Here is a 14,554-nt window from a genome sequence, read left to right as displayed (position 1 = left end):
GTGCCCTTTTAAAAGGCCTCGAAAGTTTGTCCAGGCCCGCTCTGTAGGCTGGCTCTGTAGCGAAACTTCCCATTCTCGGTCCCCTTTGTAAGGGGCCGCGTTGTAGACCGTTAACAAGGCAAGATTCAGACCATGGCTTTGCGCTATTACCGAGCTCGCTGACAATATTTCAAGTCGATAGCAAGCTAAGGGGATAGCCTTGCTGCACCGAAAAATGGCACATTGATGAATCCGCTTCCTGTGCAAACCCCGTATGGAAACTCCCATGGCTATCAGCGATACCCAGGTCGATACCGCGTCTATCCCTGCCACACCTCAAAGCAGCCCTTTGGTCATGCGCATCATCGGTGCCGTGGCGTTGGCGCATTTGATCAACGACCTGATCCAGGCGGTACTACCGTCTATTTACCCGATGCTCAAGGCCAGTTATGGGCTGACCTTCACCCAGGTTGGCTTGATTACGCTGACCTTCCAGTTGACGGCATCGCTGCTGCAGCCCTGGGTGGGTTATCACACGGACCGGCACCCCAAGCCCTGGCTGCTGCCCGCCGGTACGGTCTGCACGCTGATCGGGATCGTGATGATGTCCATGGTTGGCAGTTTTGCCATGATCCTGCTGGCCGCCGGTCTGATCGGTATTGGCTCCTCGACCTTTCACCCTGAAGCCTCGCGAGTCGCACGCCTGGCGTCGGGCGGGCGTTATGGGTTGGCGCAGTCGACGTTCCAGGTCGGCGGTAACGCCGGCTCTGCTTTCGGCCCGTTGCTGGCGGCGGCGATCATCGTTCCTTACGGGCAAGGTAATGTGGCCTGGTTCGGCCTGTTCGCACTGTTTGCGCTGTTCGTGCTGTACCGCATCAGCCGCTGGTACGCCAATCACCTCAACCTGTTCAAGCTCAAGCAAGGCCAGGCGGCTACTCATGGTCTGTCCAGGGGCCGGGTCTTGAGTGCATTGGCGGTGCTGGGTTTGCTGGTGTTCTCCAAGTATTTCTACATGGCCAGTTTCACCAGCTACTTCACCTTCTACCTGATCGAGAAGTTCGACCTGTCGGTGGCGTCGTCGCAGTTGTATCTGTTCCTGTTCCTCGGCGCTGTGGCGGCGGGGACCTTCTTTGGCGGTCCGATAGGCGACAGGATCGGACGTAAGGCGGTGATCTGGTTCTCGATCCTTGGCGTGGCACCGTTCACGCTGATCCTGCCTTACGTTGATCTGCTGTGGACCAGCATTCTCAGCGTGGTCATCGGCTTCATCCTGGCTTCGGCATTCTCGGCCATCGTGGTGTATGCCCAGGAACTGGTGCCGGGTAACGTCGGCATGATTGCCGGCGTGTTCTTTGGCTTGATGTTTGGCTTCGGCGGGATTGGCGCCGCGCTGCTGGGGCATCTGGCCGACATCCGCGGCATCGAGTATGTGTATTGGTTGTGCTCGTTTTTGCCGTTGTTTGGATCCCTGGCGATTTTTCTGCCCAGAAGCAGAAAAAGCTGACGTGTACCCAGCCGGCGGAGGCGAGTGGGCCCCGCCGGGCCTTGCAAACAACTGAATTGCAAAACGTTGAAAAAATACCCGCCAACCAGAGCGATTTGATTAGTTGCTTGGAGTCGCTACTAAAGTACCGTTTTGTATAAGTCTTAAGTTTGATTTTGTATAAAGGTCGGTCATGTTAATTTGCTGCTGTGGTTGATGGATTGAATGGACGCAGCGGCAATCTTCAAGGGAGTCCGCTGGGGTGACCGGAAAGCAGCTTTCCACATTCTTTCCACCCGCCGCTCTTATTGTCTTCGGACATAAGGCCTTCGGCTCTTGATCTGAATACCTTCACCCCTCGGGTGAGGTGACTCACGCCCCTACCTGCCACGCTTCAAATACTTATAAAGCAGCTGTATCGCCGCGTCCGTTCAAGGCGATTGCCTCGTGGACAGCGTAAACAGCCGTGAGCGATTGTTATTTGCCGTGTCGTGCACAAGTTTGAGGCTGTCGTCTTAAACGTTGGCAATAAAAATAATCAGGCAGGGGATGATATGAAGTTCAAGTCGTTGCAGGCACGCATTTGTGTCACGGCAGGCGTATGTCTGTTTGTTTCATCAATTAGCCTGGTTATTTACGGGCTCTTTACCGCCAGGGCTAATGAGCAATACGTGGCGACCGAAGTCTCGGCGTTGGTTGAAGAATCAACGATCCGGGAAATTCAGAACCTGGCCGAGTCCCGTGCCAATGCCATTCAGGCCAAGTTGCAAAATGCTCTGGATGCGGCCCGCACCATGGCCAATACCTTTGCCTCCAGCAAGGCTTCGCAGAGCCCTTTGGCGTTGGGACGTGAGCAGATCAACACGGTATTGCTCAGTGTTTTAAAAGATAACCCGGACTTCAATGGCACTTACTCCTGCTGGGAACCGGACGCGTTGGATGGTCAGGATCTTGTGTTGCGCAATGCTCAGGACGGCAGTAATCCGTTGACCGGGCGATTCACGCCTTACTGGACGCGCAGCGCTGGCGGACATGTGGCAGTACAGCCATTGGTCGAGTATGACTCCCCGGATCGCCACCCGAACGGTGTACCCAAAGGGGGTTGGTACAGCGGCCCACGCGAGACCCTGAAGGAAAGCGTGCTGGACCCCATTCCTTATGTGGTTCAGGGCAAAAACGTATGGCTGACCACTTTGTCGGTGCCGATCGTATCCGATGGCAAGTTCTACGGCGTGGTCGGCGCTGACTTCGATATCGACTTTATCCAGAAACTCAGCGAGCAGATGTCGGCCGATCTCTACGGTGGCAAGGGCACGGTGTCGATTCTGAGTAACCAGGGGCTGGTGGTCGCGGACAGTCAGCGTACCGACCTGATCGGCCAGCCCATCAAGGCCTTGTTGCCTGACTCTTGGGAGAAAGTGCTGCGCGATATCCAGAGTGGTCGTGGTGACGGTCTGCTCAATCCGCACACCCAGCATATCGAAGTGCTGATGCCCATTGAGCTGGGGCGCACAGGTAAACCCTGGGCGGTGCTGATTCGCCTGCCAAAGGCAGTGGTCATGACTCAGGCCATTGCCCTGGAGCAGGAGCTACAGGCGCGCAGTATCAGCAACAGCATCTGGCAGGTGTCGGTTGGCCTGGGCGTTTCGCTGTTGGCGCTGGTCGCCCTGTGGTTTGCCGCCGCAAAAATCGTTGGGCCGATTCGCGAAGCCGCCGCCTTGGCAGCCAACATCAGCCTGGGAGATTTCTCGCGTCGCCTGGTGCAGAAATCCGAGGACGAAGTGGGCCAGTTGTCTGTCGCGCTCAACGATATGTCTGAAAGCCTGCAACGGCAGGTCAGGGTGGCCGAGCGCATTAGCGAAGGTGATCTGGACCTGGAGGTCCGGTTGTCTTCGCCCCACGATACCCTTGGCAGGTCACTGGAGAAGATGGTGGGTAATCTGAACCAACTGATTGGCGAAGTTCAGGCCAGCGCCACCCAGATCACCGGCAGCTCGGCGCAGGTTACCGACCTGAGCCAGTCATTGTCCGATGGGGCGTCCAATTCCGCGTCGTCCATCACTGAAATCAGCGCGGTGATGACACAAATGGCCGCACAGACCCGGGACAACGCCGCCAATGCCAAAAAGGCCGATGAGCAGTCCCAGGCATCACGGGCCGATGCCGGGGAAAGCGACAAATTGATGAGTGAGCTGATTGCCGCCATGGCCGAAATCGACAATTCGGGCAAAGACATTACCGCGATCATCACCACCATCGACAACATCGCCGCGCAAACCAACCTGTTGGCGTTGAACGCGGCTATCGAAGCCGCCAGGGCAGGTGAGTTGGGGCGTGGTTTTGCTGTGGTGGCGGATGAGGTGCGTAGCCTGGCCGCCCGCAGCGCCGAGGCCGCCCAGCAGACGGCTGCATTGATTGCTGACTCCTCGAGCAAAACGCAACGCGGCATGATCATCGCAGGCCGGACCGCCGAATCGCTGAAAAACATCGTCAGCGGAACCAGTGCTGTTTCCAACCTGGTTTCATTGATCTATCAAGCTTCCAGCGAGCAAGCCTCAGGCCTGCAACAGGCCAGCATCGGGTTGGAGCAGATCGATGAAGTGACGCAGAAAAACCAGTCCAACTCACAAGAGTGCGCGGTGGCGGCCAAGGATCTTTCGGAGCGAGCATCTTTGATGCAGCGCGTGCTGGGGCGCTTCAAAGTCAAAAGGGGGTAGTGGGTTTTCTGGCCACGCGTGACTCAAGATTTATTGTGCGAGGGACCAAGCTCCCTCGCCACAGTTCAATCCAGTTCTTGAATGAGCGCAATTGCATTGCGTTATCCAATAGGGTCTCGGTAACGCCCTTGAGGGTGTACTATCGATACTCGCCCATCGGATACCAGTTAGCCATGTCCACGCTAAGCGAAGAGAGCCGTCAGATCGTAGCTTCTCTGGCGCACCGCGTTGGCCCCAACGCTGACATTGCAAAGACCGCCCACGCGATCGTTTCCATCTTGCAGGATATAGAGGCGACCCTGACGCCCGTCATTGGTCAGCAAGGGGTTGTCGCGTTGTATCGCCGTAGCCTGCATCTGTGTGGCTCCGCTCATCCGCGCCTGACCAGCACCTGCAACAAGGTGCCGTCCGGCATGGTTCTGACCGCCCTGAATTCAGTGCTTGTTGAGCAAAACGAAGCCGATGTGCGGTTTTTCGGTGAAATGTTGCTGACCACTTTCTATGAGTTGCTGACCACGCTGATCGGACCCTCGCTTACCGCACGTTTGCTTCGTGGCGTGTGGGATTCTTCTTTGAGCGACACCCCTTCGCAGGAAAATTCGCCATGAGCAGCAAAGTGACTATCAACCGCTTGGCCACCGGCGTGCCAGGACTGGACGAGGTCTTGGGCGGAGGATTGCCGGAGTTTTCGTTCAATCTGATCGCCGGCCCACCCGGTTGCGGCAAGACCACCCTCGCGCACCAGATGATGTTTGCCCTGGCGACCCCCGCACGTCCGGCGCTGTTTTTTACCGTGCTGGGTGAGCCACCACTGAAGATGCTGCGCTATCAGCAGCAGTTCGATTTCTTCGACAGCGACGCGATCAATCATTCGATCCGCTACGTCAACCTGGCTGACGACACCCTGGCTGGGGATCTGGACGAAGTGCTGCGGCGCATTGTCAGCGAGGTGGAGGCGCACTCCCCGGCACTGGTGTTCGTTGACTCGTTCCGCTCGGTGGTGCTGGCCAGCCAGACCCAGGACAACCCGAACAACAACTTGCCGCAGTTCGTCCAGCAACTGGGCATGTTGATGACCACTTGGCAGGCCACGACTTTCCTGATTGGTGAGTACTTTACCGAAACCGATACCAACCCGATTTTCACCGTGGCCGACGGACTGATCTGGCTGCGCCAGAGCGTTCAGCGCAATTCCATGGTGCGCAAGATGGAAATCATGAAGATGCGTGGCCAGCCAACGCTGCCGGGTCTGCACACTTTCCGTATCGCCCCATCGGGAATCAAGGTATTTGCCCCTGCGCCCTACAATCCGATCGAAGCCCCGCTGGAGTTCCCCATCAAACGCTTGGGAATGGGTGTGCCACAGCTCGACGAGATGCTCGGTGGTGGCCTGCCGCGCGGTTACTCCCTGTTGGTTGCTGGCCCGTCGGGTTCTGGAAAAAGCATTCTCGCGGCATCGTTTCTCGCTGAAGGCGCGCGAAACGGTGAAAACGGCGTGATCGCCGTGTTCGAGCAGCGCCCGAATCACTCCCAGAACGCCACCCTCTCAAACTTGATTAAAAGCGGCAAAGTCGGGCTGGTGGATAGCCGTGCTCCAGATCTGTCCATCGACGAGATCGTGCAGTTGCTGTTGAGCGAGATTGCTCGCCTGAACGCCACGCGGGTGGTGATTGACTCGCTGTCGGGGTTCGAACTGGCCCTGGCGCCGACCTTTCGCGAAGACTTTCGCGAGTCGCTGTCGCGCATGGTCACCGCGTTGACCAGCGCCGGTGTCAGTGTATTGCTGACCTCGGAGTTGGAGGATCGCTACACGGATCTGCGTTTCAGTCCTTACGGCACGGCTTTTCTTACCGACGCAATCATCGTTCAGCGCTACATTGAAGTGCAGAGCCGTTTATTGCGCATCATGGCCGTGGTCAAGGTGCGGGCGAGTGCGCATTCCGATGAGTTGCGCCTTTACAGCATCGACGATGGCGGTTTGCAGATCGGTGACATGTTGCCGGATCAGGAAGGTTTGCTCGGAGGCCGGCCTACCCGGCAGTTGTCTGGCAAAGGTACTGGATGAGGCATCATCATGAATGAGGCCAATGGCGGGAATGAGCAGGCGAAGGCGATGGCCGCTCGCGAGCTGTTCTTGCTCGGCCAGAAAACCGTCGAGGCGCGTGCGGTGCTGGCCGCGCTGCGCAAGGAGCTGAACGACGCCAACACCCAACTTGTCGACAAGCAACATGTCGAGCAACTGATCGAGGCCAATCAGCAACTGGTCCTGGCGATCCTGTCGGCCCAGTCCGAGGCTGAAAAGCCACCTTCCACGCAGGCAGAACAACAACTGTATCGGCAGATGCGCGAGGCCAATGAGCAATTGGTCATTGCCGCCCTCAGCGCGCAGCATCTGCAAGACGCGGCCGAACGGGCGCTGGAGCGCCAGCGTAGCGTTCTCGCTTTGGTTGCCCACGAACTGCGTCATCCGCTGACGCCCATCAGCATGATTGCCGGCCGACTGGTGCGGGTGCCGAGTGAGGAGTTGCCGCGCATGCAGAAGCTGATCGAAGGTCAGGTCCGGCACATGTCTCGATTAGTGGAGGACTTGCTCGATGTCTCCCGCGTCAGCACCGGCAAGTTTCGCCTCGATTGCCAGATTGTCGATATGGTGCAGATCGTTCGCGAGGCCATCGATATCTGTAAACCGGCCATGATTAGCGGCAAGTTGATGTTCAGCGCCACACTGTCCGAGTGTGCCCTGCTGGTGTACGGCGATCCGGTACGGCTTGCTCAGATTCTCGGAAACCTGCTGGGTAATGCGGTCAAATACACCCCTGTGGGCGGCACCGTCGAATTGTCGGTTACCGTCGAAGGGAGTGTCTTGCAGGTCAGCATCCGTGATACCGGCATAGGTATTTCGGCCAAGGCGCTGCCGTTTATTTTTGAACCCTTTGTGCAGGATGTTCACGCCATCGGCTTCAACGGCGTTGGCCTGGGCATTGGTTTGACGGTGGTGCGCGAGTTGGTCGAAAGCCACGGTGGCACAGTGGTCGGCAAGAGTGAGGGGGATGGCAAGGGGAGCGAGTTTGTGGTGAGGTTGCCGTTGGCAAATCCATGAAGCTGCGCAGTCGTCCCATCTGCCGCCGCGTGCGGGGATGTCAGATTCTGTAATAATTCGATGCGTATGACGCGTTCGGAAACATTATAGGATCACCTCCCCAATTATTTTCAGGTCTATATGAACACCCTTCTGGAGCCTCCCAGTCGTTTTTTTCAATCCGCGCCCTCTACAAGTCCGCTCTGCGTTACCCAGCGTTTATCCGGTTTTTCTGGATCGCTGGACATCCAAATCCCATCCGTAGGCTCCTCATCGATTTCTCCCAGTGAGACCAACGGTGTCGCCTCCCAAGTCATGCCTTGCTCTATCCGCTCGATAAAGCTTCTTTCCCTGGCACCTTTCGCCCCGACTCTACGAGAGGTTGAATAACCCTTATGGAATGGATTGCTGATCCGACGGCATGGCTTGGCCTGCTGACCCTGATCGTGCTGGAGCTGGTGCTCGGCATTGATAACCTTGTGTTTATTGCCATCCTGGCTGACAAGCTGCCGCCGGAGCAGCGCGATCGTGCCCGGATCATTGGCCTGTCGCTGGCATTGTTGATGCGCCTTGGCCTGCTGGCCAGCATCTCCTGGATGGTGACCCTGACCGAGCCGTTGTTCGAGGTCTTCGACAAGACGTTCTCGGGCCGGGACCTGATCATGCTGTTCGGTGGTGTATTCCTGTTGTTCAAGGCCACCATGGAGTTGCATGAACGACTTGAGGGGCATGTCACCGAGCGTACAGGTAACGCCGCCTATGCGATGTTCTGGCCTATCGTTGCGCAGATTGTGGTGCTGGACGCGGTCTTCTCCCTGGACGCCGTGATCACGGCCGTGGGCATGGTGGAACACCTGTCGGTCATGATGATCGCGGTGATTTTCTCCATCGGCCTGATGATCATCGCAAGTAAGCCCCTGACCCAGTTCGTCAACAGCCACCCAACCGTCATCATGCTCTGCCTGGGCTTTCTGATGATGATCGGCTTCAGCCTCACGGCTGAGGGCCTGGGCTTCCACATTCCGAAAGGCTACCTCTATGCCGCGATCGGTTTTTCGATCCTGATCGAACTGTTCAACCAGTTGGCTCGCTCTCGTCGCAAGAAGAGCATGCAGGGGCATCGCCCTATGCGCGAACGCACTGCCCATGCGGTCATGCGTTTGCTGGGTGGGCACAAGTTGGGGGCTGATGAAGTCGGTGAAGAGATCGCTGACATGCTGTCAGGCGACGAAGCCGAACAGGTCTTCCACCGACGTGAGCGGGTCATGATCAGTGGTGTGCTGCAGTTGGCGGAGCGCCCAATACGCAGTGTCATGACGCATCGGGCGGAAATCGACCACCTCGACCTGGCCGATTCCCCAGACGAGATCCGCACCAGGCTGATGCACTCGTCGTATTCCAGGTTGCCGTTGATCCGCGACGGCCGTGTGGATGAGCCTCTGGGGTTCATCCACAAGAAGGAGTTGCTCAAGGAACTGTTGGCGGGCAACGAGCCGAATCTGGAAGCCATGGCTCGCAAGGCCATCAACCTGCTGGACAACTTCACGATTCTCAACGCGCTGGAACAGATGCGCAAAGAGTCGACCCACATCGCCTTCGTGGTGAACGAGTTCGGTGATTTCATTGGTCTTCTCACCATGACCGATATTCTCGAATCCATCGCCGGTGAACTGCCCGATGCCAGTGAAATAGAGGGTCCGAACATCGTGGCCCAGGATGACGGATTTCTGGTCAGCGGCGCGCTGAATCTCAGCCAGGTGCGCGAACACATCGGCTTCCAGGCAAAAGCGACGGATGACTATCAGACGCTCGCCGGGTTGGTCATGAGCTTGCTGGACCGCTTGCCCATCATCGGAGACAAACTCGATTGGCAAGAGTGGAGCATGACCGTTGTCGAGGTTGAAGAGCGTCGGGTGACGAGGGTGCTGTTGCGTAAAAGCTAACGTGGAAGAATTGGGGCCGCATCCGCGGCCTCGTTTGTTTGAAGCGTATGGCGAGTCTCTGTCACCGGTGGAAATCCCAAGACGAAAAAAATCCCCGTATCAGTCATGATTACGGGGATTTTTTCGTCCAGGGAAGTCCGTGTGATTCCACGGGCTCTCTTAAACGTTGAAGCGGAAGTGCATCACGTCGCCATCCTTGACGATGTATTCCTTGCCTTCCAGGCGCCATTTACCAGCTTCCTTGGCGCCGGCTTCACCTTTGTACTGGATGAAGTCTGCGTAGGCGATGACTTCGGCGCGGATGAAGCCTTTTTCGAAGTCGGTGTGGATCACGCCAGCGGCTTGCGGGGCAGTGGCGCCGACGCGTACGGTCCAGGCGCGGACCTCTTCGACACCGGCAGTGAAGTAAGTCTGCAGGTGGAGCATTTCGTAACCGGCGCGGATCACGCGGTTCAGGCCGGGCTCTTCCAGGCCCAGGGCCTCGAGGAACATGTCTTTCTCTTCACCATCGTCCAGTTCGGCGATTTCCGCTTCGATCTTGTTGCAGACCGGAACGACCATGGCGCCTTCTTCTTCGGCAATGGCCCGGACCACGTCCAGGTGCGGGTTGTTCTCGAAACCGTCTTCAGCGACGTTGGCGATGTACATGACCGGCTTGGTTGTCAGCAGGTGGAAGCCCTTGATCACCAGCTTCTCATCGGTGCTCATGTTCTTCATCAGGCTGCGCGCGGGCTTGCCTTCGGTGAAGTGGGCGATCAACTGCTCCAGCAGGCCCTTCTGGACCACTGCGTCCTTGTCGCCACCCTTGGCGTTGCGAGCGACTTTCTGCAGTTGCTTCTCGCAGCTGTCGAGGTCGGCGAAGATCAGCTCAAGGTCAATGATCTCGATGTCACGCTTGGGGTCGACGCTGTTGGAGACGTGAATGACGTTCTCATCTTCAAAGCAGCGCACCACGTGGGCGATTGCATCGGTTTCACGAATGTTGGCCAGGAACTTGTTACCCAGGCCTTCACCTTTCGAGGCACCGGCGACGAGACCGGCGATGTCGACGAATTCCATGGTGGTCGGCAGGATGCGCTTGGGATTGACGATGGCCGCCAGCGCTTCCAGGCGTGGGTCGGGCATCGGCACGATGCCGCTGTTAGGCTCGATGGTGCAGAAGGGGAAGTTTTCGGCCGCGATACCGGACTTGGTCAGGGCGTTGAACAGGGTGGACTTGCCGACGTTAGGCAGGCCGACGATGCCGCAATTGAATCCCATGGTGTTTCCCCTCGGAGTAGAGTCAGGCCTTCTGGCTGTGCAGGTTTTTCATCGCGCGGTTCCATTCACCGGCGAGGATATCCGGCAGCACGCCGAGGGCAAAGTCGATGCTGGCATCGAGTTTTTCCTGTTCGGCGCGAGGCGCACGACCCAGGACAAAATTTGAAACCATGCTGGCAACGCCCGGGTGGCCGATGCCGAGCCGCAGGCGGTGAAAGGTATTCTGATTACCCAGTTGCGCGATGATGTCGCGCAACCCGTTGTGACCGCCATGGCCGCCGCCCTGCTTGAGTTTGGCGACGCCCGGAGGCAGGTCGAGTTCGTCGTGGGCCACCAGGATTTCTTCAGGTTTGATGCGAAAGAAACCGGCCAATGCCGCTACGGCCTGGCCGCTGCGGTTCATGTAGGTGGTGGGAATCAACAGACGAACATCCTGACCCTGGTGTGAGAAACGCCCGGTCAGGCCGAAATATTTGCGATCGGCCGCCAGGCTGACGCCTTGTGCGTGCGCGATGCGCTCAACAAAAAGGGCCCCTGCGTTATGCCGGGTCTGTTCGTATTCAGCGCCTGGATTTCCCAGGCCAACGATCAGTTTAATGGCAGTCACGATAGGGGCCCTTCCTGGAGTGTGGATAACAACGTCGCGCTCAAACGGTGTTGCGACAGTGGGACGAAAATGGCGGATCTACCGTTAAGTAAACTTCGCGTTCTCGCCCGCTGTCTCGCTACGTTCCAGTCCGCGATGTTTCCGGTCACTCCGGCGACAGAGTGAAATTACTCTGCAGCTTCTTCTTCAGTCGCTTCTGGAGCAACACGTGGAGCGTGGACGTTGGCAACAGCCTTGTCATCGCCGTGCGCCAGGGCAACAAACTCAACGCCTTTAGGGGCCTTGAGGTCGGACAGGTGAATGATCGTGCCGATTTCGGCGTCAGCCAGGTCGACTTCGATGAATTCAGGCAGGTCTTTCGGCAGGCAGGAAACTTCCAGCTCGGAAGTTACGTGCGAGATTTCGCCGCCTTTCTTGACCGGAGCAGCTTCGTTGATGAAGTGCACTGGAACAACAGCAGTCAGCTTCTGACCGGCAACAACGCGTACGAAGTCAGCGTGCATCACGTGGCCTTTGGCCGGGTGACGCTGCAGGGCTTTGATCACGACGTTTTGCTTGGTGCCGCCAACGTTCAGCTCGATGATGTGGCTGTAGGCCGCTTCGTTTTCGAGCAGTTTGGCAACTTCTTTGGCCAGCATGCTGATGGACTCAGGGGCTTTGTCGCCACCGTAGACTACAGCTGGAACCAGGCTTGCGAGACGACGCAGGCGGCGGCTCGCACCTTTCCCCAGGTCGGAACGCACTTCAGCATTCAGGGTAAATTCGTTCATGTTGTATCTCCAAAGTAACCACATTCACCCCAGCGCTTGCGACCAGCGCTAAAGGCGATATGGGCAAAAAAGCCCCGCCCCGGCAGGTAATGTCGGGGCGGGGCGCTTTTCGTCAACGAGATGTAATGGAAAGGGCAGGGCCCTTAACGGAACATCGCACTGATCGATTCTTCATTGCTGATGCGGCGAACCGCCTCGGCAACAACCGGTGCGATATCCAGTTGGCGGATACGCGCACAGGCTTGTGCTGCAGCGGACAGCGGGATGGTGTTAGTGACCACCAGCTCGTCCAGCACGGAATTTTCAATGTTTTCGATCGCTCGACCCGACAGCACAGGGTGTGTGCAGTAGGCAAAGACCTTGGCAGCGCCATGCTCTTTCAGGGCCTTGGCCGCGTGGCACAGGGTGCCGGCGGTATCGACCATGTCGTCGACCAGAATACAGGTACGCCCTTCGACGTCGCCGATGATATGCATCACTTCGGAGTGATTGGCTTTCTCACGGCGTTTGTCGATGATACCCAGATCAACGCCCAGGGATTTGGCAACGGCCCGTGCACGCACGACGCCGCCAATGTCCGGGGACACGATCATCAGGTTTTCGAAGCGCTGATCTTCAATGTCATCCACCAGAACCGGGGAGCCGTAGATGTTATCCACGGGAATATCGAAGAAGCCCTGAATCTGGTCAGCATGCAGATCGACCGTGAGCACACGATCGATGCCGACTACGGTAAGCATGTCAGCCACGACTTTCGCGCTGATTGCCACACGTGCGGAACGCGGACGGCGATCCTGACGGGCATAACCAAAGTAAGGAATAACAGCAGTAATACGAGTAGCCGAGGAGCGGCGGAAGGCATCAGCCATCACGACGAGTTCCATCAGGTTATCGTTGGTCGGAGCGCAAGTCGGCTGAATAATGAAGACGTCTTTACCGCGAACGTTTTCATTGATCTCGGCAGTGATCTCGCCGTCGGAGAACTTACCGACAGAAATGTCACCGAGAGGGATATGCAGCTGACGTACAACACGCCGAGCCAGATCGGGGTTAGCGTTCCCCGTAAAGACCATCATCTTGGACACGCGCAGTACCTGAAGGCTGAGGGTATACCTGGATGAGTATAGGAAAATGGCAGGGGCGGCTGGATTCGAACCAACGCATGGCAGGATCAAAACCTGCTGCCTTACCGCTTGGCGACGCCCCTGTATCTGTTGCTTCGAGTGCCCAGCACTCGATTCCGTTAGAGCAGACTTTGCAGCTTGCGATGCAACATCGAAACGTTGCTTCCTTTTGCTACAAACCCTGTAAGGGTCTCTGTCAGAAGGGCCGAGACTTTATCAGCTTCAGCTTTGCTTGGGAAGCCCCCAAACACACAACTTCCAGTTCCGGTGAGTTTTGCTTCGGTAAATTTACCTAACAAATTCAAAGCGTTACGAACATCTGGATAACGCCTTGCTACCACCGGTAAGCAGTCATTTCGACTGTTTCCCTTGGGAACGGGGCGCACTTTAATGGGGGGAGAGTTACGTGTCAACAGTGGATCTGAAAAAATTTCTGCTGTACTTACAGATACTTGCGGCACCAGCACCAAGTACCAGGGTTCCTCGGGCTCTACCGGTGTGAGTTTTTCCCCGACGCCCTCGGCAAAAGCCGCGTGGCCCCGTACGAAAACCGGCACATCGGCGCCCAGCGTAAGGCCCAATGCAGCCAAGCGATCAGCGTCCCAACCCAGTTGCCACAGGTGGTTGAGCCCCAGCAAAGTCGTTGCCGCGTTTGAGCTGCCGCCGCCGATGCCGCCGCCCATGGGCAGGATTTTTTCGATCCAGATATCAATGCCCAGCGAACACCCGGATTGCTCCTGAAGTTTTTTCGCGGCTTTGACGATCAGGTTGCTGTCGTGAGGAACGCCTTCGAATTCGGTGTGCAGGTGAATCACGCCGTCGTCACGCACGGCAAAGGTGATTTCATCGCCGTAGTCGAGAAACTGAAAAATCGTCTGCAACTCGTGATAGCCGTCCGGGCGACGGCCCAGGATGTGCAACATCAGGTTGAGCTTGGCCGGGGAGGGCAGGGTCAGGCGCGCAGCGGTCATGTCATTGCCCCAGCTTGCGCGGCTGCCATTGCTTGATCACCAGCGTGACGTCCAGGTTGCTGCCGTGCAGTTTGATGCGCTCGGGCAACCAGTAACCGTTTTGCTCGGCGTAGCTTAAGTATTCGATCTGCCAGTCGTCCTGCTCCAGGTTGGACAGGCGACTGTCGGCATCGAGGGTCAGGCGGCTTTTGCTGTCCGGTGCCGGCAGGCCGCGAACCCACCAGGTCAGGTGGGATACGGGCAGCTTCCAGCCCAGTTGTTCTTCCAGCAAGGCTTCCGGCGAGGGTGATTCGTAGCGACCCTGATTGGCCACTTCCAACGAAACCTGGCCTGGTCGGCCGGTCAGGCGCGCCGCGCCACGACCCAGCGGGCCGGACAGGCGAATGTCGTAGTAGTCCTGGCGTTGCAGCCAGAACAACGTGCCGCTGCCTGAGTCTTTCGGTGCGCGTATGCCGATCTTGCCGTCGATCTGCCAGCCGTCGAGACCGCTCAGTTGTTCCTTGTGCTCTCGCCATTGGGCCGTGTTGCCGTGGCCCTGGACGGATTCTCGGGCGCCGAAGCCGGCGCAACCGGCGAGCAGGGCGATAAAGCTGAAAACGATGAAGTGGCGCAAAAGCATAA

The 14,554-nt window shown here is 57.5% G+C and carries 12 protein-coding genes, 1 tRNA gene and 1 pseudogene; 7 read left to right on the top strand and 7 right to left on the bottom strand.

Going from position 1 to position 14,554, the window contains the following annotated elements; all coding sequences use genetic code 11:
- Nucleotides 1–265 precede the first annotated feature (265 nt).
- The 7 genes and pseudogenes from GSM73_RS19140 to GSM73_RS19115 all read left to right on the top strand — a co-directional run bounded on the left by GSM73_RS19140 (nt 266) and on the right by GSM73_RS19115 (nt 9,201).
- The gene (locus tag GSM73_RS19140) at nt 266–1,483 is read left to right on the top strand and encodes an MFS transporter (RefSeq protein ID WP_160893538.1); all 1,218 of its coding nucleotides are present in this window, start codon (nt 266–268) and stop codon (nt 1,481–1,483) included.
- A 533-nt stretch (nt 1,484–2,016) separates the two neighbouring features.
- Nucleotides 2,017–3,279 (top strand): annotated as a pseudogene (locus tag GSM73_RS28285) (HAMP domain-containing protein); the annotation flags it as partial.
- The gene (locus GSM73_RS28280) at nt 3,274–4,179 is read left to right on the top strand and encodes a methyl-accepting chemotaxis protein (protein WP_372241398.1); all 906 of its coding nucleotides are present in this window, start codon (nt 3,274–3,276) and stop codon (nt 4,177–4,179) included. The pseudogene GSM73_RS28285 and the gene GSM73_RS28280, both read left to right, overlap by 6 nt.
- Nucleotides 4,180–4,352: 173 nt before the next feature.
- Nucleotides 4,353–4,787, top strand: a complete 435-nt coding sequence (locus tag GSM73_RS19130) for a hypothetical protein (protein ID WP_218575774.1) — start codon at nt 4,353–4,355, stop codon at nt 4,785–4,787.
- Nucleotides 4,784–6,244 (top strand): ATPase domain-containing protein, encoded by a 1,461-nt coding sequence (locus GSM73_RS19125; protein WP_160893534.1) that lies wholly within the window; start codon nt 4,784–4,786, stop codon nt 6,242–6,244. Before GSM73_RS19130 ends, GSM73_RS19125 begins: the two co-directional genes overlap by 4 nt.
- A gap of 9 nt (nt 6,245–6,253) precedes the next feature.
- Nucleotides 6,254–7,279 carry a HAMP domain-containing sensor histidine kinase gene (locus GSM73_RS19120; RefSeq protein WP_160893532.1) on the top strand — a complete coding sequence of 342 codons (1,026 nt, stop codon included), beginning with the start codon at nt 6,254–6,256 and terminating at the stop codon, nt 7,277–7,279.
- Nucleotides 7,280–7,653: 374 nt separating this feature from the next.
- The gene (locus GSM73_RS19115; RefSeq protein ID WP_076386314.1) at nt 7,654–9,201 is read left to right on the top strand and encodes a TerC family protein; all 1,548 of its coding nucleotides are present in this window, start codon (nt 7,654–7,656) and stop codon (nt 9,199–9,201) included.
- A gap of 159 nt (nt 9,202–9,360) precedes the next feature.
- Here the strand turns inward: GSM73_RS19115 and ychF are convergent, their stop codons facing one another.
- The 7 genes from ychF to lolB form a co-directional block, all read right to left on the bottom strand.
- The gene (gene ychF, locus GSM73_RS19110; protein ID WP_047229391.1) at nt 9,361–10,461 is read right to left on the bottom strand and encodes a redox-regulated ATPase YchF; all 1,101 of its coding nucleotides are present in this window, start codon (nt 10,459–10,461) and stop codon (nt 9,361–9,363) included.
- A gap of 22 nt (nt 10,462–10,483) precedes the next feature.
- Nucleotides 10,484–11,068 (bottom strand): aminoacyl-tRNA hydrolase, encoded by a 585-nt coding sequence (gene pth, locus GSM73_RS19105; RefSeq protein ID WP_003185374.1) that lies wholly within the window; start codon nt 11,066–11,068, stop codon nt 10,484–10,486.
- A 167-nt stretch (nt 11,069–11,235) separates the two neighbouring features.
- The gene (locus GSM73_RS19100; RefSeq protein WP_076386312.1) at nt 11,236–11,838 is read right to left on the bottom strand and encodes a 50S ribosomal protein L25/general stress protein Ctc; all 603 of its coding nucleotides are present in this window, start codon (nt 11,836–11,838) and stop codon (nt 11,236–11,238) included.
- 143 nt (nt 11,839–11,981) lie between these two features.
- Nucleotides 11,982–12,923, bottom strand: coding sequence for a ribose-phosphate pyrophosphokinase (locus tag GSM73_RS19095; protein WP_003171603.1), 942 nt, complete (start codon nt 12,921–12,923; stop codon nt 11,982–11,984).
- 47 nt (nt 12,924–12,970) lie between these two features.
- Nucleotides 12,971–13,045: transfer RNA gene (locus tag GSM73_RS19090), tRNA-Gln, on the bottom strand.
- 36 nt (nt 13,046–13,081) lie between these two features.
- Complete coding sequence (ispE, locus tag GSM73_RS19085) at nt 13,082–13,933, bottom strand: 4-(cytidine 5'-diphospho)-2-C-methyl-D-erythritol kinase (protein ID WP_047229394.1); 852 nt, start codon at nt 13,931–13,933, stop codon at nt 13,082–13,084.
- A gap of 1 nt (nt 13,934) precedes the next feature.
- Complete coding sequence (gene lolB / locus GSM73_RS19080; protein WP_047229395.1) at nt 13,935–14,552, bottom strand: lipoprotein insertase outer membrane protein LolB; 618 nt, start codon at nt 14,550–14,552, stop codon at nt 13,935–13,937.
- Between the last annotated feature and the right edge of the window lie 2 nt (nt 14,553–14,554).

Source organism: Pseudomonas sp. PICF6 (assembly GCF_009831705.1).
Taxonomy (GTDB): Bacteria; Pseudomonadota; Gammaproteobacteria; order Pseudomonadales; family Pseudomonadaceae; genus Aquipseudomonas; species Aquipseudomonas rhizophila.
This window is presented reverse-complemented; position numbering and strand designations above follow the sequence as displayed.

Excerpts from the sequence above, each read along its gene's own strand:
- GSM73_RS19140 (WP_160893538.1), top strand. The coding sequence starts at position 266 with ATGGCTATCAGCGATACCCAGGTCGATACCGCGTCTATCCCTGCCACA.
- GSM73_RS28280 (WP_372241398.1), top strand. The coding sequence starts at position 3,274 with ATGTCTGAAAGCCTGCAACGGCAGGTCAGGGTGGCCGAGCGCATTAGC.
- GSM73_RS19130 (WP_218575774.1), top strand. The coding sequence starts at position 4,353 with ATGTCCACGCTAAGCGAAGAGAGCCGTCAGATCGTAGCTTCTCTGGCG.
- GSM73_RS19125 (WP_160893534.1), top strand. The coding sequence starts at position 4,784 with ATGAGCAGCAAAGTGACTATCAACCGCTTGGCCACCGGCGTGCCAGGA.
- GSM73_RS19120 (WP_160893532.1), top strand. The coding sequence starts at position 6,254 with ATGAATGAGGCCAATGGCGGGAATGAGCAGGCGAAGGCGATGGCCGCT.
- GSM73_RS19115 (WP_076386314.1), top strand. The coding sequence starts at position 7,654 with ATGGAATGGATTGCTGATCCGACGGCATGGCTTGGCCTGCTGACCCTG.
- ychF (WP_047229391.1), bottom strand. The coding sequence starts at position 10,461 with ATGGGATTCAATTGCGGCATCGTCGGCCTGCCTAACGTCGGCAAGTCC.
- GSM73_RS19100 (WP_076386312.1), bottom strand. The coding sequence starts at position 11,838 with ATGAACGAATTTACCCTGAATGCTGAAGTGCGTTCCGACCTGGGGAAA.
- ispE (WP_047229394.1), bottom strand. The coding sequence starts at position 13,933 with ATGACCGCTGCGCGCCTGACCCTGCCCTCCCCGGCCAAGCTCAACCTG.
- lolB (WP_047229395.1), bottom strand. The coding sequence starts at position 14,552 with ATGCTTTTGCGCCACTTCATCGTTTTCAGCTTTATCGCCCTGCTCGCC.